Source organism: Methanoculleus receptaculi, assembly GCF_033472595.1.
GTDB classification, from domain to species: Archaea; Halobacteriota; Methanomicrobia; order Methanomicrobiales; family Methanoculleaceae; genus Methanoculleus; species Methanoculleus receptaculi.
Genome location: NZ_CP137642.1, coordinates 1456810 through 1475473 on the forward strand (window position 1 = coordinate 1456810; position 18664 = coordinate 1475473).

At 58.7% G+C, this 18664-nt stretch carries 19 protein-coding genes and 1 tRNA gene; 7 read left to right on the plus strand and 13 right to left on the minus strand.

Annotation, left to right across the window (positions count from 1 at the left end; genetic code table 11):
* The first annotated feature begins 324 nt into the window (after positions 1-324).
* The gene (gene mntA / locus R6Y96_RS07470; RefSeq protein ID WP_318620648.1) at positions 325-768 is read left to right on the plus strand and encodes a type VII toxin-antitoxin system MntA family adenylyltransferase antitoxin; all 444 of its coding nucleotides are present in this window, start codon (positions 325-327) and stop codon (positions 766-768) included.
* On the opposite strand, the gene R6Y96_RS07475 is transcribed toward mntA, so the two are convergent.
* On the minus strand, positions 712-1887 hold the full coding sequence (locus R6Y96_RS07475) for an RNA-guided endonuclease InsQ/TnpB family protein (protein ID WP_318620649.1): 1176 nt from the start codon (positions 1885-1887) through the stop codon (positions 712-714). The two genes, mntA and R6Y96_RS07475, sit on opposite strands and share 57 nt — an antisense overlap.
* Complete coding sequence (gene tnpA / locus R6Y96_RS07480; protein WP_318620650.1) at positions 1888-2295, minus strand: IS200/IS605 family transposase; 408 nt, start codon at positions 2293-2295, stop codon at positions 1888-1890. It lies immediately after the preceding gene.
* 167 nt (positions 2296-2462) lie between these two features.
* On the opposite strand from tnpA, the gene hepT reads away from it, so the two are divergent.
* Positions 2463-2885, plus strand: coding sequence for a type VII toxin-antitoxin system HepT family RNase toxin (gene hepT, locus R6Y96_RS07485; RefSeq protein ID WP_318620651.1), 423 nt, complete (start codon positions 2463-2465; stop codon positions 2883-2885).
* Between the two features lie 125 nt (positions 2886-3010).
* On the opposite strand, the gene R6Y96_RS07490 is transcribed toward hepT, so the two are convergent.
* The 3 genes from R6Y96_RS07490 to R6Y96_RS07500 all read right to left on the minus strand — a co-directional run bounded on the left by R6Y96_RS07490 (position 3011) and on the right by R6Y96_RS07500 (position 5512).
* Positions 3011-3160, minus strand: a complete 150-nt coding sequence (locus R6Y96_RS07490; RefSeq protein WP_318620652.1) for a hypothetical protein — start codon at positions 3158-3160, stop codon at positions 3011-3013.
* Between the two features lie 370 nt (positions 3161-3530).
* Positions 3531-4841 carry an amidohydrolase family protein gene (locus R6Y96_RS07495; protein ID WP_318620654.1) on the minus strand — a complete coding sequence of 437 codons (1311 nt, stop codon included), beginning with the start codon at positions 4839-4841 and terminating at the stop codon, positions 3531-3533.
* Positions 4838-5512 (minus strand): MTAP family purine nucleoside phosphorylase, encoded by a 675-nt coding sequence (locus R6Y96_RS07500; RefSeq protein WP_214022152.1) that lies wholly within the window; start codon positions 5510-5512, stop codon positions 4838-4840. The genes R6Y96_RS07495 and R6Y96_RS07500 overlap by 4 nt, the downstream gene beginning before the upstream one ends.
* 152 nt (positions 5513-5664) lie before the next feature.
* On the opposite strand from R6Y96_RS07500, the gene R6Y96_RS07505 reads away from it, so the two are divergent.
* Positions 5665-6792, plus strand: coding sequence for a nicotinate phosphoribosyltransferase (locus tag R6Y96_RS07505; protein ID WP_318620656.1), 1128 nt, complete (start codon positions 5665-5667; stop codon positions 6790-6792).
* 58 nt (positions 6793-6850) lie between these two features.
* Positions 6851-6922 (plus strand) — tRNA-Ala (locus tag R6Y96_RS07510).
* Between the two features lie 192 nt (positions 6923-7114).
* Here the strand turns inward: R6Y96_RS07510 and wecB are convergent.
* Genes wecB through R6Y96_RS07525 form a run of 3 tightly spaced genes read right to left on the minus strand, consistent with a single transcriptional unit; the run spans position 7115 to position 10559 of the window.
* The gene (gene wecB, locus R6Y96_RS07515; RefSeq protein WP_318620657.1) at positions 7115-8194 is read right to left on the minus strand and encodes a non-hydrolyzing UDP-N-acetylglucosamine 2-epimerase; all 1080 of its coding nucleotides are present in this window, start codon (positions 8192-8194) and stop codon (positions 7115-7117) included.
* Between the two features lie 3 nt (positions 8195-8197).
* Positions 8198-9631, minus strand: coding sequence for a nucleotide sugar dehydrogenase (locus R6Y96_RS07520; protein WP_318620658.1), 1434 nt, complete (start codon positions 9629-9631; stop codon positions 8198-8200).
* A 13-nt stretch (positions 9632-9644) separates the two neighbouring features.
* On the minus strand, positions 9645-10559 hold the full coding sequence (locus R6Y96_RS07525) for a Gfo/Idh/MocA family oxidoreductase (RefSeq protein WP_318620659.1): 915 nt from the start codon (positions 10557-10559) through the stop codon (positions 9645-9647).
* A 184-nt stretch (positions 10560-10743) separates the two neighbouring features.
* Here R6Y96_RS07525 and R6Y96_RS07530 point away from each other — a divergent pair, with 184 nt between their 5' ends.
* Positions 10744-12222, plus strand: a complete 1479-nt coding sequence (locus R6Y96_RS07530) for a flippase (RefSeq protein ID WP_318620660.1) — start codon at positions 10744-10746, stop codon at positions 12220-12222.
* A gap of 171 nt (positions 12223-12393) precedes the next feature.
* On the opposite strand, the gene R6Y96_RS07535 is transcribed toward R6Y96_RS07530, so the two are convergent.
* The 5 genes from R6Y96_RS07535 to R6Y96_RS07555 all read right to left on the minus strand — a co-directional run bounded on the left by R6Y96_RS07535 (position 12394) and on the right by R6Y96_RS07555 (position 16837).
* On the minus strand, positions 12394-13431 hold the full coding sequence (locus R6Y96_RS07535; RefSeq protein ID WP_318620661.1) for a M42 family metallopeptidase: 1038 nt from the start codon (positions 13429-13431) through the stop codon (positions 12394-12396).
* 7 nt (positions 13432-13438) lie between these two features.
* Entirely contained in the window at positions 13439-14548 is a 1110-nt protein-coding gene (locus R6Y96_RS07540) for a pyridoxal phosphate-dependent aminotransferase (protein ID WP_318620663.1), read from the minus strand.
* A 9-nt stretch (positions 14549-14557) separates the two neighbouring features.
* Positions 14558-15157: a 6-phospho-3-hexuloisomerase gene (gene hxlB, locus R6Y96_RS07545; protein ID WP_318620664.1), complete on the minus strand. Its 600-nt coding sequence runs from the start codon at positions 15155-15157 to the stop codon at positions 14558-14560.
* Positions 15158-15407: 250 nt separating this feature from the next.
* The gene (locus R6Y96_RS07550) at positions 15408-16244 is read right to left on the minus strand and encodes a DUF7847 domain-containing protein (RefSeq protein ID WP_318620666.1); all 837 of its coding nucleotides are present in this window, start codon (positions 16242-16244) and stop codon (positions 15408-15410) included.
* Positions 16245-16246: 2 nt separating this feature from the next.
* Complete coding sequence (locus R6Y96_RS07555) at positions 16247-16837, minus strand: pyruvate kinase alpha/beta domain-containing protein (protein ID WP_318620667.1); 591 nt, start codon at positions 16835-16837, stop codon at positions 16247-16249.
* Positions 16838-16950: 113 nt separating this feature from the next.
* Here R6Y96_RS07555 and R6Y96_RS07560 point away from each other — a divergent pair, with 113 nt between their 5' ends.
* Complete coding sequence (locus tag R6Y96_RS07560; RefSeq protein WP_318620668.1) at positions 16951-18120, plus strand: redox-regulated ATPase YchF; 1170 nt, start codon at positions 16951-16953, stop codon at positions 18118-18120.
* Positions 18121-18212: 92 nt separating this feature from the next.
* The gene (locus R6Y96_RS07565) at positions 18213-18533 is read left to right on the plus strand and encodes a hypothetical protein (RefSeq protein ID WP_318620670.1); all 321 of its coding nucleotides are present in this window, start codon (positions 18213-18215) and stop codon (positions 18531-18533) included.
* The last annotated feature ends 131 nt before the right edge of the window (positions 18534-18664 follow it).

Genomic DNA, 18664 nt, shown 5'->3' on the forward strand with positions numbered 1-18664 from the left:
GTGAAAGAGGGTGCGATATGCAAAGGAGAGTCGGACGAGGTCTTTGATCTGTTCCTGCCCGGATGCTGTGACCCTGCTGTGGATCATTTTATTCCGTGCTTTTATTGCCTTCCTCTCCAGTGTTGTCACTGGCGGTGAGAGGCGTTTGTGAGGCAACGAAATGTTTCTTTTCGGCGGTCTGTTGAATGAGATGAGTGAGGGACGAGAACCGGGTCGGTGGAGGAGGAGACATAAGAGATATGTGGAAATGAGCCTCCGCACCGGCGAGGGAGAGCATTCAGCCTGCTCTCCCATGCAAACGTTATTAGGGGACAGGTGCCATCTATGGACAAGGGAGTTTTCGGGATGAGAACAGCGGAGCGGGACGTCCGGCACGCACTTGAGCGGCTTAAGACCGTCGAGGGATTCGATAAGGTCCGCTTCATCATCCTCTACGGCTCCGTCGCCGAAGGGCGAGCGAGAGCAACGTCTGATGTCGATCTCGCCGTCTACTACGATGGGAACCATGAGGAGGCCGCCAGGTTCCGGTTTGCGGCTCTCTCCGAACTTGCAGACGACCGCTACGACATCCAGATCTTTTCCCATCTGCCGCTCTACGTCCGGACGGAGGTCCTCCGCGGACGGGTCGTCTACTGCACCGACGAGCGTTTCCTCTACGACGTCGCGTATCGGACGATCCGGGAGTTCGACGACTGTGAACTACCCCGCCCTTCAGGGCGGGGCTTCCTGCTTCATGGCCAACACTTGCACCACAGAGATGTGATGTAGAGGTCTTGGCTCCACAGGCTCAAAGGGCTGTTCCATCCCCACGCGGTGGATATTTACCGCAGCATTGTAATCTCTATCGGCAACAAACCCACAGTATGGGCATTCGTGGACTCTCTCGGAGAGCGTCTTTTTCACGATGCTTCCGCAGTTCGAACACATCTGTGTCGTGTCGCGGGGATCGACTTTGACGAGTTCCGTACCAGCACTTTCAGCCTTGTACGAGAGGTAAGAATAAAATCGTCCCCACGACGCACTGTGGATACTTCTCCGGAGCCCGCGAGATTTGCCGTTCTCTTTCAAATACTTGATATTCAGGTCTTCAACACAGATCGTCGCATAGGTGTCAACATAATGACGGGAGAGTTTGTGCAGGAAATCGTTCTTCTGGTTGGTGACATGATCATAGACCTTCTCCAGTTTCCTTTTTGCCTTCTTCCAGTTTTTCGAGAACCGTTGTTTCCGGGCAAGACTCCGCTGGATCTTCTTGATCCTGCCCAGAGAATGTTCATAGAACCTGGGGTTCTCGATCACTGCACCGTCACTATCGACCGCAAACGAGTTCAGACCGACATCGATACCGACAGACTGCCCTTCACGCTTTGACTTGTAGACCTCCTGCTCTGTCTGAATGATCACATACCATCTATCGCCGGAACGGGTGATCAGGACACCCTTCACCTTCCCGGTGTAGGGTCGGTGCATGTTGAACGGAATCGTTCCGATCTTCGAGAACGTAATCGAACTATGCTCGCGATCGATCTTGAAACCCGACTGATTATAATTGATCGTCCGGTACCGGGCTGCACTCTTGAATCGGAGTTTGCCGATCTTCCGTCCTCTCTTCTTTGTCTGCGAGAGTGCAGCGATGTTGCTCCAGAGGGTATAGTTGACCATCTGGAGCACTTTAGAGTATACGTCCTTGAGTGCAGGATTCTCCTCTTTCAGCGTGACGATCCGCGCCTGCGTTCCCCGCATCGTCGGAGAGATTCCATTCTCTCGTGCCGTGTTGCATTCTTCGAGAAGTTTGTTGTAGAGCCACCTACAGGTATCAAGTGCAGTGTTCAGCCGTGTTTCCACGGTTGCGTCTGGATACGCTCGGTACTTGTAGGAAACGATCATTTACTTCTCCATCTGCGAGTCAACATACTCTTTCAGCGCATCGAGGCTTACCTGTCCTGATGTTGCAAGGAAATACGACGGAGACCAGAAGGAATCTCCCCCTGGCAAATTTTTCGTTGCAGGGAACTCCTGCCGTAATCTCCGTGCCGATACTCCCTTGATCACGTTGACAACATTGACGAGGTTGGTTTTCGGAGTCGCCTTGAAGAGAAGATGATAGTGATCTTCCGCAGGTTCGTGAGCAACAACGTCTATACCCAATTCGTCCGATAGGTTCCACACGATATCTTTCAGACGCTCTCGAATATCGTCAGAATACAACGCTTTCCGGCGATATTTCACTACTATCACCAGATGATAGTAGAGAGCAAAGACCGAATGTGCAGACCTATCAAGTTTATGCTTCATGTTGGGTATACCATATTATGATACCCAAGATGATATATCTATCGCAGGAAGGAAGGGCGGCTCCGCTTTCATCCCCATCGTGAACGGTGGGGACTTCCCGCTCCGCCCCCTTCACCCCCACAAGTTAAACATAGACTCTACGATTACATCGGGAAGGAGGTGATGACGTGACGGAGGGGATCAGGGACACGGTCATCCGCATCAAACTTCAGGAGATGGGCGAGAGCGTCGATATGGTCAGGGAGCACCTTCCCGATTCAATCGAGTCGTTCGGACGGCTCGGCATCATAAAGGATGGCATCTATAAGCGTATCGAGTATGCCATCGTGAACGCAGACCTCCGCCTCGGCGTCCCGGCTACCGACGAGGATATACTCGAGAACCTCGTGCGCCACGGAGTATTCGGCCCTGAGATGCGGCAGAGCCTGAAGGCGATGAAGGGGTTCCGGAATATCGTCGTCCACCGCTATGGAGCAATCGATGACGCCCTTGCCTTCTCGATATTGACGGAGCGCATCGGGGATTTCGCTCTTTTCCGGCAGGAGGTTGAAAGGTTCCTGCAGTCGCCGGAGGCACGGGGCTCTACCTGAACTCCGGCAATAGTTTCTACGCCGGATGTTCATACCCTCAAACCCCCCGCAGATGGTGTTGTTTGTGAGGGGCCGGCTCCCGGGCAACGAAGAGAGAGCCCCGGGGGCAGAAGCCCCAGAAACAGTTATTCCTGCCCCTCTCCCCTGTTCAGGAGCACCATGCTCGTGAAGATGCCGGATAAGACAACCTGCATCCCGGCGAGGAAGAGCGGGCCGAGGAGGTTTGGGATCTCGAGGAAGTTGCAGGTGTCACCCGCATCCCGCTCACTCTGCACAATTTGAATCCTCCACCTCATCTCCCACCCTCACAGAGGGGCAGCACCTCGAACCTTGAGAGCAGATGGTGGCAGATACTGCAAAACAGAAGACATCTCCCGCTCTTCATGCCCCTTGTATCTCGGGGAGGCAGGCCGGGGCGCAACCCCATGAACTTTTACCCCCTCTCCCCATCAGCGCCTCCCCAAAGGGGGTGATTCCCCATCGATATAGTCTCCATGAAGCGGGCAGTCTCGTTGCGGTCTCATCTAACACCCCACAGAAATCCTGTTTCTGCCCGTGGCACGGCCTCCAGGGAGAATCGCCCCGTTTTACAACTTATCTTTCAGCCACGACCTGTTTAGAGCCGGTGATCTGCAAACCCCGGACCTACCCCTCATCTCCCGCCCGTTCAACAAGCGCGTGCGCTGCAGCAGCAGCCTCCCGGATGATCTCCTCCTCTCCCGGCACCTCCCGCTCGTGCATCAGGATCCTCCCCTGGCAGAGGACTGTCCTGACCGCTCCGCCGTTGCAGGCATAGACGATGTTTGAGTCGGCGTGGAATAGCGGTGTGTTGCAGACTGCCCGTGTATCCAGGAGGGCGATATCAGCCGGAGCGCCGACTGCAAGCGTCCCGGGCCCGGTGCCGAGCGCGCGGGCGCCCCCTGCGGTCGCCATCGTGAAGACCTCGCCTGCGGGGAGGAGGGTCGGGGAGTTCCAGGCGAACTTCTGCAGCAGTGCTGCAAACTTCATCTCCTCAAATAGATCCAGGTTGTTGTTTGAGGAGCAGCCGTCTGTCCCCAGGGTGAGACCCGCCCCATACTGCTTGAGCCAGTGGCACGGCATCGCCCGGTTTACGGCAAGTTTCATGTTGCTTGCCGGGTTGTGGGAGGCGTGGACGCCGCGCTGCCCGAGTAGACGGCACTCAGACTCGTCAAGCCAGCAGCAGTGCGCGGCGACGGTGCGGGTGGTGAGACAACCGCAATCGTCGAGGAGATGCGCCGGGCGCTTTCCATACTGCGCCAGGCAGTCGGTGACCTCCTTCCCGGTCTCGGAGAGGTGGACGTGGATACCGATATTCTGCTCTTTTGCAAACCCGGCGCACCAGGAGAGACCCGCGAGAGAGACGGTGTAGACGGAGTGGGGGCCGACGGCCGCCCGGATACGTGGGTTGTTGAGCGAGGCGATGCGGCGGACAAGTGCCTCCGTCGCCCTGATCTCGGTCTCGCGTTTATCCTCCATACCGAGATCGATGAACCCGTAGGCGAGCGTTGCCTTCAGCCCCATCTCATCGACCGCCGCTGCGGCCCGGTCCATGAAGAAGTACATGTCGTTGAACGCGACGGTGCCGCTCCTGATCATCTCCAGGCAGGCGAGTCTCGTCCCCGCGTATACGTCGTCGCCGGAGAGGTGGGCCTCGAGCGGCCAGATCTTCTGCGAGAGCCAGTCCTGGAGCAGCATATCGTCCGCATACCCTCGCAGCAGACTCATGGCGGCGTGGGTGTGGGTGTTGACCAGTCCGGGTATTGCGAGCCTCTCAGAACCGTCGATTATGATATCGGCATCGATCGCGCCTCTTGCGTCATCCCCGATCGCGACTATGGTGCCGGTCTCGTCGATCGCTATATCAGCGGTCGATCCATCGATGGTGGTGACCCCGGCGATCAGGATCGAACCACGTGCGGAAAAGGTATCGTTCATGCAAGTTGCTCCACAATCTTCTCAAGGATCCTCTCTGTCCTCCGGGCGTTCGCCCTGGAGACTGCAAGGATATGCTCATAGGTCAGGGTCTCTCCACCAAGACCGTTTGCATAGTTATCCACGGTGCAGATGGCGGCAAACCGCATCCCGAGTTCCAGGGCAAGCGTCGCTTCACTTGCAACGGTCATCCCGACGAGATCCGCCACACCTGCGAGAGCCCGTACCTCGGCGACGGTCTCTATCCTGGGCCCGCGAGTCTGGGCGTAGACCCCGCCGACCCTGGCCTCCGGCACCAGGTCGCCAAGGGTGCGAACGAGGTCTGCGTCGAGTTCCGGCCGGATGTGTTCGATGGTGAAGTCGTATATGGACGGGATCTCGGTGACGCTGATGTAGTCTGTCGGGATGGCGATCGAACCGGGCTCGATCTCGTGCTTCAGCGACCCTGATGAACCGAACGCGACGATCTCATCCACCCCCAGAACCGCAAGAGCGGCGAGGCAGGCGCGGTAGTTGATCCGGTGCGGCGGAAGGTTGTGCTGGTGGCGCATCAGCAGCGCAAACTCTTCTCCGGTGTGCACCTCCGCCTTCCCGTAAGGAGTGGCGACGTCTCTCTTCTCAAGCGCCGGCAGGTCGGCGAAGAGCAGGCTGGTGCCCCCGATTATCCCGAGCATCAGAACCGCTCCAGGTCGGCCGGCGTTGCGGCATTCGTTTCTCCATCAGACATACTCTCTACAAGGGTGGACTTCCCGGCTGAAAAAGGCTCACCATACGATGCCCCGGGGTCGGTAAAGATTTACATCCCCCTGCGTCAACCGGAATACTTATGGGCTGGTTTGAGGTGGTCGGCGAGGATGCGATCAGGAACGGCGAGTGCACAGATGTCTACTTCAAGCGAGTGGTGGAGGTCATGGAGCGGGACGGCGTCAACCCGCAGGTCACGATGGAGGTGACTGCTGCATCGCTCCCGGATCCCTGGGCGGTCTTCTGCGGTCTGGATGATGTAATCAAACTTCTCGAGGGTCTCCCGGTGGACGTGGATGCGATGCCGGAGGGCACGATCTTCTGCCCGAACGAGCCGGTACTCCGGATCTCCGGGCGCTACAGGGACTTCGCGGTCTACGAGACCGCAATCCTGGGTTTTCTCTGCCACGCGTCGGGGGTGGCGACGGCTGCCGCCCACATGAAGGTGGCTGCGGCGGGGCGGCCGGTATACTCGTTTGGCTCGCGCCGGCAGCACCCGGCGATCGCGGCAATGATCGAGCGGGCGGCCTGGATCGGCGGGGTGGACGGCGTGAGCAACACCGCTGCGCCGGAGGGGATCCCCCTTGCCGGGACGATGCCGCACGCGTTTGTGATGTGTTACCCGACGCCGGAGGACGCCTGGCTTGCGTTTGCACATAGTGCGGGCCCTGATGTGCCGCGGGTGATGCTTGCAGACACCTTCTCTGATGAGAAGGATGAGGCTGTCAGGGCGGCGGCCTGCGGGGCGGAGGCTGTCCGGCTTGACACGCCACGGTCTCGCCGGGGTGATCTGAGGGCGATAGTTGAGGAGGTGCGCTGGGAACTGGATATACACGGATACCCGGAGGTGAAGATCTTCCTTTCCGGCGGCCTGACCCGTGCGGATGTCGCAGCCTGCCACAACGTTGCTGACGCCTTCGGTATCGGCGGCGCGATCGCAAACGCTCCGGTGATAGATTTTGCCCTGGATATTGTGGAACTCAAGGGCCGGGCGTTTGCAAAGCGGGGGAAGCGGAGCGGCGTGAAACAGGTCTACGAACTTCCCGGCGGCCATCGCCTGACGCTCCCGGCCCAGACCCCAGCACCGAAAGATGCGGTGCCGCTCCTCGTGCCGTCTGTCAGGAACGGTGCGCCCGTCGTGCGCCCGAGGATGGAGGATGCGCGGGAACGGGTTCTCTCCCGGCTCAGGGCTCCTGCCGGGAGAGGATAGCGCGGCAATCTGCCCGAACCCTTATTATGTGATCGGGGCCAACGTTATAGGGTAACAGGGGCCGATAGATCAGGGGGAGATCGCTACCTTGGCATGGTAGAGGCCGCGGGTTCAAATCCCGCTCGGTCCATCTTGTTTTGGCGATATCACGTTGCGAGCGGGCTTATTTTATACAATACGGCCATGCCCCTGCTCAATAAGCACATCGGGGGCAGTTTATGCTGTATTTTAGACACCTTGTGAACTGCCCCACCCTGAAGGCTCTGGGTCTTCCCGCAGGATAAATATAACCTGTTTTTGGCAAGGCGCTGAAAAGAGCCCCTCACCCGGTCCGCGTATCCAGCCACCTGCCGAGGAACTTCCTGATCAGAAGACTGGCGTTCCCCTCCCCAAAGAGGTTCTTCTGCCGCGCCAGCGGTGAAAAATGCCGAACAGCATCGAGAATCCGATCCCGCTGCGCACCGACAAGCACGTTCCATCCGCTCTCGACCGTCTCGACCCATTCGGTATTCTCACGGAGGGTGATGCAGGGCACACCGAGCAGGTAGGCCTCCTTCTGGATGCCGCCGGAGTCGGTCAGGATCTTCTCCGCATGCGCCATCAGCCTGATCATATCAAGGTAACCGAGCGGTTCGGTCAGGATGACGTTACCGGGTATCTTCCCGAGAAGACCGTATCCATCCAGGAACTTCCGCGTCCGGGGGTGGACCGGGAAGACGACAGGTCGCCCGGCCTCCCCCAGGGCGCCCAGTATGGCAGCCATACTCTCACGGCTGTCGGTGTTTGACGGCCGGTGGACGGTGACCGCCAGGTAGTCGCCCGGTTCAACACCCACGTCCTCCAGGATCCGGGAACGTTCTTCCGCGATACCGCGGTTATAGTTCATAGCATCGACCATGACGTCCCCCACCAGGAAGACACCATTCCTGATCCCCTCGGCCGCAAGGTTAGAGACCGCCGTCTCCGTCGGGCAGAAGAGGATCTCCGAGCAGTGGTCGGTGAGCACCCGGTTCACCTCCTCGGGCATCCGGCGGTCGAAACTCCTGAGCCCGGCCTCCACGTGCGCCACAGGTATATTGAGTTTTGCTGCCGCAAGCGCTCCTGCAAGTGTGGAGTTTGTGTCACCGTAGACCAGGACCACATCCGGCCTCTCTCCATCCAGGACGTCCTCGATCGCCGCAAGCATCGCCCCCGTCTGGTGGCCGTGCGTCCCCGATCCTATCCCCAGGTTGTAGTCGGGTTTCGGGATGCCGAGTTCCTCGAAGAAGACCCCCGACATCCCGTGGTCGTAGTGCTGCCCGGTATGGATGAGAACCTCCCGATCTTCTCTCCGGAGTTCACGGGAGACCGGTGCAGACTTTATGAACTGCGGCCTGGCGCCGACGATCGATGCGACCTTCATGGACTACCGCCGGATCGGATGGCTGTTCTTATCGCCCCGGCCGATGCCCTTGTAGATGAACCCGGCCTCGATGAACGCGTCGGGGTCGATGACGTTCCTGCCGTCCACGACCACCGGGTGCTCGCTGCCGGAGAGTTCCGCTGCCCGTGCAGGTTCAAGGGAGAAATACTGCCTATGACCGGTGAAGATCGTGATCACATCCGCACCCGCCAGGGTTGCATCAATGTCGTGTGAGACCTCGATCCCCGGGTACTCATCCACATACGGGTCGTGGACGCGGACGTCTGCACCCGCCTCTTTCATCGCCTCAAGGTATGGCTCTGCCGGGGTGTTTCGGGTATCATCGGAGTTCTGGATGAACGCCCACCCGAGGAGCGCCACCTTCGCGCCCTCCGCCGACTTACCGGCGCGTTTGAGCCCCTCGATCGTCAGGTGCACCATGTGCTTTGGCATGAACTCGTTTATCCTGCGCGCGGCACCAAAGATCGATTCCGTCCCGTGCGGATACCACAGGTCGCCGCCGAGGAGGACGGCGCCACGCTCAAGGTGCCAGGTATCTTTTGTCAGACAGTGGCCGCCGACACCCGCACCCGGCCAGAGGACCGCGCGTGTGATACCCTCACCCTTGAGCGAGTCGATCCCCCTCCGAACATCGTAGACGTTGACGCCCATCGCCTCACAGTGGAGGGCAAGCTGGTTGACGGCGGCTATCTGGAGGTCGCGGAAGGCGTTCTCGGCGGTCTTTGTCACCTCGGCCGCGGTCGCTGTCATGGGGATTATCCTGCCGGTTGTAAGGACCGGCCAGTAGAGTTCAACCGCCCGCGCTGTGCTCACATCGTCTATCCCGCCGACAATCCGGTCGTGTTCGCGGATGTTCCTGATCAGCCGTCCGACCATCACCCGTTCAGGAGCATGAGCAAGCGCGAAATCCTCGCCGGCGGCCAGACCCGACTCCTTCTCCAGGATCTCGCGGGCCATCCCGGCGGTTGTGCCGGGGGTGACGGTCGACTCGAGCACCACAAGCGCTCCTTTTGTAAGATGCCTTCCCACCTGCCGGAGCCCCTCGGAGAGCGCCGAAAAGTCCGGGATCAGGTCTTTCGGGTTCTTGAACGGGGTCTGGATGGCGAGCGTCACCGCATCGCACTCCGCGATCCGGGAGAAGTCCGATGTGCACCGGAACTTTCCCGCATCGAGGACCTTCACGAGCAGTTCTTCCAGACCCGGCTCCTCGCCGCGAAGCGGGGACTCGCCACGGTTGAGCATGTCAATCTTGTAGCCGGAAGACCGCGAATCGCGCTGGAAACCATAGACAAACTCAAACTCTGGCGCGTCGGCGAAAAGCACCGCGGCCGGTATGCCGACATACCCCATCCCGACCACGCCTATCTTTCTGATCGGGCCCCGGGCATTGATGATTGACTCCAACCTGCTGCTCATATAAAAACCATCCTTATACCGCAAAGCATTGGCTGATCTCTTCACAGATCTCCATGTTAAGCAGCGCCTGCTCCGGGGTGACCGGGAACTCCCGTCCCCTCGCAACACACTCGATAAACGTCGAGAGCTCGAGTTTCAGGGGTTCCTGTTTGTTCACGAGCACCTTCTCTATGATGTTCTCCTGGACATAGCGCTCGTCCTCGACGGCATACTGCCCGGGTTTGCGGTGGATGTAGACCTCCTGTGCCATGAAGTCGCCCTCGATGGTAAACTCTTCCTCCTCGATGTAGACCATCCTGATCTTCTTTGAGGACTTCCTGCTCGCGGAGAGGTAGACCGGTGTTTCATTAAAGGAGAAGAGGGCGCTGCATACGTCCTGGTTGCCGCTCCCGGCCAGCCGGTATGAGCCCTCCGGGAGGAGGACGTTTCGCATGATATCGATATCGTGGATCATCAGGTCCTCAACCACCGATGACCCGCTCACGCGGGAGGAGGCAGGGTTGTGCCGTTTCATCTCGACGTAGAGCGGCTCGCGGACAATCTTCTTGATCTCGGGGACGATCGGGTTGAAACGCTCGATATGCCCAACACCGACGACAAGGTCTTCGGGTATCATCCCGATGAGCTGCCGGCTCTCCTCTGCCGTCGCGCAGATGGGTTTCTCGATCAGAAACGGCACCCCTGCATCGAGCGCCTGCCCTGCCACAGAGAGATGGAATGGTGTAGGGACGCAGATGCTCACGGCGTCCACATTTGCAAGCAGGTCTTCAACGCCGGTTGAGACGGTTGCCCCGAATGCGTCAGCAAGGTCGCGTGCAGCCTTCCCGTTGATGTCATATAGGTAGAGCGAGTCCACCGCCTTCAGTTCTGAGTATACGCGGGCATGGTTCCTGCCCATCATTCCAACACCGATTACACCTGCGTCCAATCTTTCACCGCCGGCAGCATGAGTTTGCTCTGAGTATTTGAGCGTCGTAAGGTATTACTATACCGTTTGTGTTCGCTCTGATATGAATGATAGGCCGAGGACAACCATGTGGATGCGGCAGACCCGCGCCCCTCGCTCAGGTTCGGTTCAAAAGAGATATGCTTTTTTAAGCCAAACCCGTCTTGTGTTTCGCCCCTCCGCTTACGTCGGCCGCGTCATGCGCATCGACCCCGTGAGGCGCCAGAGCGTGATAAGTCTTGGCTCAACGCTCGCGCTGACCGCGATCGGGTTCCTCTCCACTATGTTCTTTGCACATACCGTGGGTCCCGCCATACTTGGTGCTTACTTCCTCTTCGTCGCCTACTACAGCGTCTTCAACCTGATCGGGGACGGGGGGTTCGGGGGTGCCGCGGTCAAACGGATCAGCGAGGGTGTGGACCAGAACGCATACTTCACCGCGTTTGTATTCCTCCGGGTGATGCTGCTCGTTGCCTCGGTGGGTCTCCTCCTTCTGCTGCGCCCGCTCCTCGTCGATCTCACCGCATCAGGGGCCTTTCCCTGGCTTCTTGCTGCACTGGTCGTCAGCGTCTTTACCAATGTTGCAGCAAATGGCGTATATGGGACCGGGAAGGTCGGCATCAACCAGATCGGTAACCTGATCGACACCCTGGTCAGGATAATCATCCAGGTCATTGCGGTCATCCTGGGTTACGGGATTGCAGGCCTTGCCGGCGGGTTTGTCGCCGGGCTCATCGCCTACGGTCTCTTCACCTTCCGGTTCCTGGACCTCTCGCCTGCACCGTTCGGGCTGCCGCATCTCCGCAGCCTCTTCTCCTTCTCGGTCTGGACGTTCCTCAGTTCGAGCGGCTACCTTGTCTTCTCGTATGCGGATACGATCATGATCGGCTACTTCATGACCGACGTCGATGTAGGGATATACCGTGTGGCGCTCCAGTTAACCTCGATCGCGACTTTTGTCACGCTTGCACTCCATACCACACTCTTCCCGAAGATCAGTTACTGGGGAAAACAGGGAGAACTATCTCAGGTGGAGCACGCCATCGCCAGGGGGTTCACATACTCGCTCCTGCTCGCGGTTCCGGTGGTCTTTGGCGGCTGGCTCCTCGGTGAACGGCTCCTCTACTTCTTCTACGGGGCGGCGTTCTCGGTCGGGGCGGGCGCTCTCGCCATACTCCTGCCCGTCCAGATAGCCCATGTCTTTATGTTCCTCCAGACGATGTCCCTCAACGCCCTCAACCGGCCGCAGGACTCGTTCCGGGTGACGGCTATCGCTGTCTGTGCAAACATCCTCCTGAACATGACCCTCATCCCGTTATACGGCATCACCGGGGCTGCGATGGCGACGCTCATCACCATGGTGCTGAACGCGACCCTTGCCGGCCGCAGCCTCTCAAGGTGCATCCGCGTGCGGGTGGAGTCCCGGCCGGTGGCAAAGATCATCCTTGCCGCTCTTGTCATGAGCGCTGCTGTTGCGGCGTTTTCATATATCATCCCCCTCAGAAACGTCTTCGTCCTTCTGGGCGCGATCGCACTCGGCGGGCTTGCGTATATGCTGGTTCTCCTCAAACTCGACCGCGGCATCCGTGACGACCTGAAAGACCTTGCAGAAGGTCTTGGCATCCCCTGGCCGGGGATGCTCTGAGGCGCAAAGAAAATAGAATGACCACCTGCTCTGCCACGCTGCTTTCAAAGGAGGAGTGGCTAAACCAGTATTCTGGCAGCCTGTGGCCGTGAACCATCCCGTCCTGAAGGGTGGGGTCTTCCCGCTCCGCCCTCCTTCTCACCCTTCCCCGTCTCACCCGGGTAAAATACATCAGAGCGCGGGTTTGGTCCTCAGCGCCTCGACCAGGAGGTTGATAGCCGCCTCGATATCACCTATGTCCACCACCTCGACCGGGGAGTGGATGTAGCGCGCGGCAATAGAGAGCGGGACGCTCGGGATACCTCCGCGCTCAAGATGGATTATCGTCGCATCGGTGTTTCCGCCTGTTCCCACCTCGACCTGGCATGGGATCTTCTTCCTCTCCGCCGTCTCACGCAGCCAGGCAACCATCCTGGGGTCGGATATGAGTCCGCGCCCGCTCGCGTTGACGATGCTCACGACAGGCCCCCTGCCCATCTCAACGCTTGCATCCTTCTTCTCGATCCCGGGATGATCGCCGGGGATGGTGACATCGGTTGCGATGGCACAGTCGGGATTCAGGGAGTATGCGCTCACCTTCGCCCCCTTGAGTCCCACCTCCTCCTGGACGGTGAAGACGGCGTAGACGGTGTGGGGCGACTCCATCCGCTGCAGCGCCCGTATGAGCATCGCAACACCAACCCGGTTGTCGAGCGCTTTTCCGGTGACGCGGTTGCCGGCAAGGTCCGTGAACTCACGGTCGATGGTGATGGGGGTGCCGATCTCGATCCCGAGGCTCTTTACCTCATCCTCGCTTGCAGCACCCACATCGACAAACATATCCTCGATCTTGATCTCCTTCTTGCGCTCCTCCTCTTTCAGCATGTGCGGCGGTTTCGCGCCGAGAACACCCATGACCGGGCCGTTTTTGCCGTGCAGGATCACCCGCTGCGTGTAGAGCACCGGCCCGAACCATCCCCCGATCGGGACGACCCTGATGAAACCCTTCTCATCGATATACTGGACCATCAGCCCTATCTCGTCCATGTGGGCGGCAAGCATGATCGAGAAGTCATCGCCGCGCTTAACAGCGATCAGGTTGCCCATACTGTCCTCCCGGATCTCGTCGACCGAACCGGCAACCTCAGCCCTTATGATATCCCTGATGCTCCCCTCACAGCCCGAGACGCCATGGGCGTCGGACAACTTCCGCAACAACTCTTTTACCATTCTTCGCTCACCTCATCAACTCCCCCAGACGCGCGATCGCCCTGGTGAGGTTCTGTCTCGATGTCGCGTAACTGATACGCGCGTAATCTGGCGCCCTGGAACCAAAAGCATCACCCGGCACGATTATGACACCGTTTGCAATGGCCTTCTGTATCAGGTTCTGCCCCATAGGAACAAACATATAGAACGCACCCTCGGGTCGCGGGAAATCAAACCCGAGCCCGGTGAGCCCCTCGTAGAGCAGGTCGCGCCGCGCACGATACTCCTCCCGCATCCGTGCAACAGGCGTCTGGTCGCCTGTGTATGCGGCGACCGCGGCATACTGCGATATTGATGTCGCGCACGCCTGAGCATACTGGTGCACCTTGAGCAACTGCGGGATGTAGTCTTCTGAGGGGGCTGCCAGGTAGCCTACCCTCCAGCCGGTCATGGCGTAGGTCTTGCTTGCGGCGTTGACGGTGATGACATCGTCACCAAAACGGGCCGCGCTGACGTGTTTCTTCTCGTAAACGAAGTGTTCGTAGACCTCGTCCGAGACGACGGTAACCCCGCGGTCGTTTGCATACTCCACAAGGGCGCGGATAGACTCCTCGCTCTCGACAGCACCCGTCGGGTTTCCCGGCGAGTTCAGGACAAGGAGCCGGGCCCCGTCCATCAGTTCTTTCGCCTGTTCAACGTCCACATGAAGGTTCGAGTCGAGTGGAACACCAACGGGGCGCCCGCCGGCGATGACCGCAAGGGCAGCGTAGGAGAGGAAACCCGGGTCAGGGACCAGGACACGGTCGCCCGGGTTTACAAGCGCCTCCATGACCAGGTGGAGCGCCTCGCTCCCTCCTGCCGTGACCAGGATCTGCTCCGGCAGGTATGTTAGATTGTTCTCGCGTGCAAACTTCCCGCAGATCGCCTCCCGGAGTTCCGGAATCCCTGCGTTCGGCGTGTAACCCGTTCTACCCTCTCTTATGGCGGCGATTGCTGCCATCTTGATATGGTCGGGCGTGTCAAAGTCCGGCTGCCCGATGCCAAGGTTGATCGCGTCCTGTCCACCGGCATCAAAGAGCCTGCGGATCCCGGACATCTCTACCCCCAGCACCCGGTCGGCATACCTGTGTTCTTTCATACACTTACCTCACTCAATGTTTGCGTGCCGGCACTGGAGATCCTCCGGCCGGCAGCTCATGATCTCCATCAATCTGGAGATGATCGCGTCTGCAAAGACCATGGCAGCCGTCTCAAAGATGGTGCCAAGCGGCGCAAACGATCTATGCTCCCCCATCATCTGCCGGATCTCGAACTCTGCAGACTCGTCAGCCACCTTGTCGCGCTGGCTCTCGATGATGACGACACAATCAGCGATTCGGGCGATTCGTGAGTCTCTCTTTGAGGTGATGAGGCAGAGCCTTCCGCCGATCCCCTTTGCAGTCTCAGCGATATCCGCAATCGTCCTGGTCGCGCCAGACCCCGAGAAGACGATGATGAGATCTCCCGGCTTCATGGCCGGTGTCACCGTCTCCCCGACGACATACGCCGTGAACCCGAGGTGCATCAGGCGCATGGCAAACGCTTTTGCCACGAGCCCTGAACGGCCGGCGCCCATGGTATAGACACGGTTTGCGTTCAGGATCTCAGAGATCAACGCCTCGATCTCCTCATCGGAGATCTCGTCTGCGGTGGTTATGATCCTGGCCGCCATCAACCGCATCATCTTCTTAACCGGGTGATCAGTCATACTAACTCCGGAGTTAAGTTTAAGCGAATCATACATTAGAATATCCCGGTCACTCTGGAGCGGAAAGGATCAGGATGTTACGCACGGGTTTGATTGAACCGCCGCGGTATCCACCTGGAACTCGACCATCACTGGAGTTGCCCGCCACGGATGTTAACCCTATCGGATCCCCCTGATGATGCAGTTTGACGGTTTCAGGGAGGCGCGATCCACAACCCGGCAGGGGAGGGGTGATGATCTGTCAAAGGCATCAGTATTTATACCACCGCCCCTTCTCATCGAATTCCCCCTGCAACTCCTGCAACCGCGCCGCACCAGAGGCGCGGTTGCTGAAAAAACTCGCCTTGTATGTGTAGTGGAACGCCGAAAAAATGAAGATCACAACGGCATAGACGATTGCAGTTATCCATACCCCCTCTGTCCCGATGAGGGCCAGGAGGTCCTCCGGCATCAGCGTCTGAAGTTCTGCCGGGCTCATGCTGACGAGCGGTTCAAGTTTGTCCACGAGGAGGGCCGACCAGGCAAAGAGGGCCAGAAAACCGAGAACGACCAGAACGAGTATGTTTATCAGGTAGAAGGCCAGGACGCCCCAGAGGTTGTTCATGACGAACTCAACGCTCCTCCGGATCGACTCAAAGACCTTCGTCCCCTCAAAGACCGCTGCGGTGTCGTAGAAGAACGTGAAGAAAGCAATCGAGAGAGCCACGCCGAGGATGAGTGCAGCCATGTTTGCCGCGATGCCCCCACCGATAAGCGCGAGCGGGATCGCAAGCAGAAAGACCGTCAGCATGATGGCAAAGTAGATCACAAACGATGGCAGGAGTATACGGAAGTAGCAGTGCTTCCCCGATCGCACAAACTCTGAGCCTGAGAAATTCTTCTCCTTGATCACACCGTAAACCCCGCCGGCAACGAATGGCATCACGAGAACCTGCAGGAGCAGCAGCGGTTGCGCATAGAACGTCCCGACCTCGAGCGGAACGACAAGATCGAGGACGGCGAGAACGCCCATGACAAGACCGATCAACCAGAGGATGGGGTGCCGCCGGAGCAGGCCGGCGGCATCGGTGACCGATTTGAGCGCCATGTTCACCGATTCCTTGGCATGGCAACGATCTCGCGCACCTGCAGATCGAAGAAAGATGCGGTGTGTGCAGGGCGGATGACACAGACTGTATCAGCACCGCTGGCGGTGCCGCCTGCCGCGACCACCTCTTCATCGACGCCGACCACACCCTGGTCGGCCGCGATAAGAACGCACTCAACCGCGACCTTCAGGCCGACCGCGAGAATGCGCCGCAGCGCCTCGGCGATCGCCTCGGTGCGGGAAGATCCCCCAAGCCGCTGTGAACGTGATATGGCGCGTTCAAGCCCGGAGAGAGCATGCGTTCCGGTGACGATCTTAACACCGTCCGCACGGAGAGCCGCGGCAGCCTCAGGTGAGAACTCCCACTCACCGGATTTTGAGAAACCGACCACATGGGTGACAACGATGAGTTCAAGACCCGTTCCCTTCATGGCATCCCGGAAGAGAAGCGCTGTGCGGCCGGTGGTGCTCGCGACAACGATCTTCTTGATCCCGAGTTCCTGTGCCCGCTCGACGGCAAAATGGGCTGCATCGTGCGTGTTCTCCGCGCCGGGTGAGTCAAAGTAGTAGGTATTCCGCGTTACAAAGCCCATGCACTCATGTTGTCATTCCTCCTAATTGAATCTCCCCCCAGGGCCGGCGGGAAAGAAGATGATAAATGGTGGTTGCCCCAACACTACTCCCAACGCTAACAGGAGACACCCTCATGATCAGACTGGCCATTGCAGGAAAACCGAACTGCGGGAAATCAACGTTTTTTAAGGCGGCAACCCTGGCTCAGGCTGAGATTGCCAGTTACCCGTTCACAACCATCGATGCCAACCACGGCGTCGCGTATGTAAGGACAGTCTGCCCCTGCAAGGAGATGCATGTCCCGTGTGAGAACTGTGTGGACGGTATCCGATTTGTTCCTGTCGGGCTGATCGATGTGGCAGGTCTTGTCCCCGATGCTCACCTGGGGAGGGGGCTTGGAAACCAGTTCCTGGACCATCTCAGGCAGGCAGATGCGATTCTGCACATAGTGGATGCCAGCGGTGCGACGGACGCTGAAGGAAACCCGGTTGAGATCGGGTCGCGTGACCCCATAAAGGACATCGAGTTCCTGCAGTATGAGATCTCGATGTGGATGTACGGCATCCTCTCGCGAAACTGGGCGAAACTCCAGCGCCAGGCCCAGGCACGGGAATTCTCACTGGCAACAGCGATTGCGGAGGTGTTTGCCGGTCTTGGTATAACCTATGAACACGTTCACGATGCCACCAAAACGGTCGGGGTGGACCTGCGAACGGCGGGAGAGGAGGAGATGGTGGAGTTCTGCCGTGAGTTGATGAGGATCAGCAAACCAATGCTGATCGTCGGGAACAAGGCCGATCAGGCGCCGAAAAAGTGCCTTGACCGGCTGGCGGGGCGCGATCTCATCTTTGCAAGCGCGGCCGGTGAACTTGCCCTCAGGATGGCCGCAGAGGGGAAGTTTATCCGCTATCTCCCGGGTGATCGGAATTTTGAGATTCTTTCCGGCGCAAACCTCAGCGCTGCCCAGCGTGCCGCCCTGCAGAAGATAGCCGTTTTCATGGAGATGTTTGATGGGACAGGCGTCCAGAAGGCGCTGGATACGGCGGTCTTCAAACTTCTGGACCGGATCGTGGTCTTCCCGGTCGAGGATGAGCATAAACTCACCGACAGCAAGGGGAGGGTGCTTCCAGATGCGTTCCTGATGAAGCGCGGGTCCACTCCTCGCGACCTTGCCTACCAGGTTCACTCAGATATCGGTGAGGGGTTCCTCTACGCCATCGACGCGAGGACCGGGATGCGGGTCAGGGATACTCACGAACTCAAGAACGGTGATATCATCAAGATCGTAAGTGTCCGCAGGTGAACACCTGGGTTCAGGGGGGTATGATGCAGGCGGTTCTTACCGCGCGATCAAACCGATAAGCATTTATGCAAAATCGGGGATAAACGATTGTCATGGGCGGCGAGGTCTACCAGGCCCAGGTTCTCCGGAACTTCTTTGACACCATCACCGGGACGGACAGGAACCTGACGAGGATCTACATGTGCGTGGTTAGCCTTGCCAAACTTCGGATGGAGCCACCCGAGAAGATGACGTTTCTGATCGATCAACTCCGCAAGTCGAGACAGAAACGTGAACTCTCTGTTGATATCATCGATTATATGTGCGACGTGGCGCGTGACCTTGAAATCACCACCGTCCAGACGGCGTTTGGCGTCAGGGACGTCAACAGGGTGGCGGATGAGTTCAGCGGAATAAGTCTTGACTCGCTCTGATCTTTTTTCCCGCTGATCCGGCAGGTATGACATGGTCTTTTTTTTGATGGAGGATGAGCATGGCGGCGCGGGTATAGCCGTCCGATATCCATCGATGGTGCGGAGAGATACCGCCAGCATTCCGGCAGAGG

Excerpts from the sequence above, each read along its gene's own strand:
- R6Y96_RS07555 (WP_318620667.1), bottom strand. The coding sequence starts at position 16,837 with ATGGGCTTTGTAACGCGGAATACCTACTACTTTGACTCACCCGGCGCG.
- R6Y96_RS07535 (WP_318620661.1), bottom strand. The coding sequence starts at position 13,431 with ATGGTAAAAGAGTTGTTGCGGAAGTTGTCCGACGCCCATGGCGTCTCG.
- R6Y96_RS07560 (WP_318620668.1), top strand. The coding sequence starts at position 16,951 with ATGATCAGACTGGCCATTGCAGGAAAACCGAACTGCGGGAAATCAACG.
- R6Y96_RS07495 (WP_318620654.1), bottom strand. The coding sequence starts at position 4,841 with ATGAACGATACCTTTTCCGCACGTGGTTCGATCCTGATCGCCGGGGTC.
- tnpA (WP_318620650.1), bottom strand. The coding sequence starts at position 2,295 with ATGAAGCATAAACTTGATAGGTCTGCACATTCGGTCTTTGCTCTCTAC.
- R6Y96_RS07475 (WP_318620649.1), bottom strand. The coding sequence starts at position 1,887 with ATGATCGTTTCCTACAAGTACCGAGCGTATCCAGACGCAACCGTGGAA.
- R6Y96_RS07550 (WP_318620666.1), bottom strand. The coding sequence starts at position 16,244 with ATGGCGCTCAAATCGGTCACCGATGCCGCCGGCCTGCTCCGGCGGCAC.
- hxlB (WP_318620664.1), bottom strand. The coding sequence starts at position 15,157 with ATGACTGATCACCCGGTTAAGAAGATGATGCGGTTGATGGCGGCCAGG.
- R6Y96_RS07505 (WP_318620656.1), top strand. The coding sequence starts at position 5,665 with ATGGGCTGGTTTGAGGTGGTCGGCGAGGATGCGATCAGGAACGGCGAG.
- R6Y96_RS07565 (WP_318620670.1), top strand. The coding sequence starts at position 18,213 with ATGGGCGGCGAGGTCTACCAGGCCCAGGTTCTCCGGAACTTCTTTGAC.
- R6Y96_RS07540 (WP_318620663.1), bottom strand. The coding sequence starts at position 14,548 with ATGAAAGAACACAGGTATGCCGACCGGGTGCTGGGGGTAGAGATGTCC.
- R6Y96_RS07500 (WP_214022152.1), bottom strand. The coding sequence starts at position 5,512 with ATGCTCGGGATAATCGGGGGCACCAGCCTGCTCTTCGCCGACCTGCCG.
- R6Y96_RS07520 (WP_318620658.1), bottom strand. The coding sequence starts at position 9,631 with ATGAGCAGCAGGTTGGAGTCAATCATCAATGCCCGGGGCCCGATCAGA.
- wecB (WP_318620657.1), bottom strand. The coding sequence starts at position 8,194 with ATGAAGGTCGCATCGATCGTCGGCGCCAGGCCGCAGTTCATAAAGTCT.
- mntA (WP_318620648.1), top strand. The coding sequence starts at position 325 with ATGGACAAGGGAGTTTTCGGGATGAGAACAGCGGAGCGGGACGTCCGG.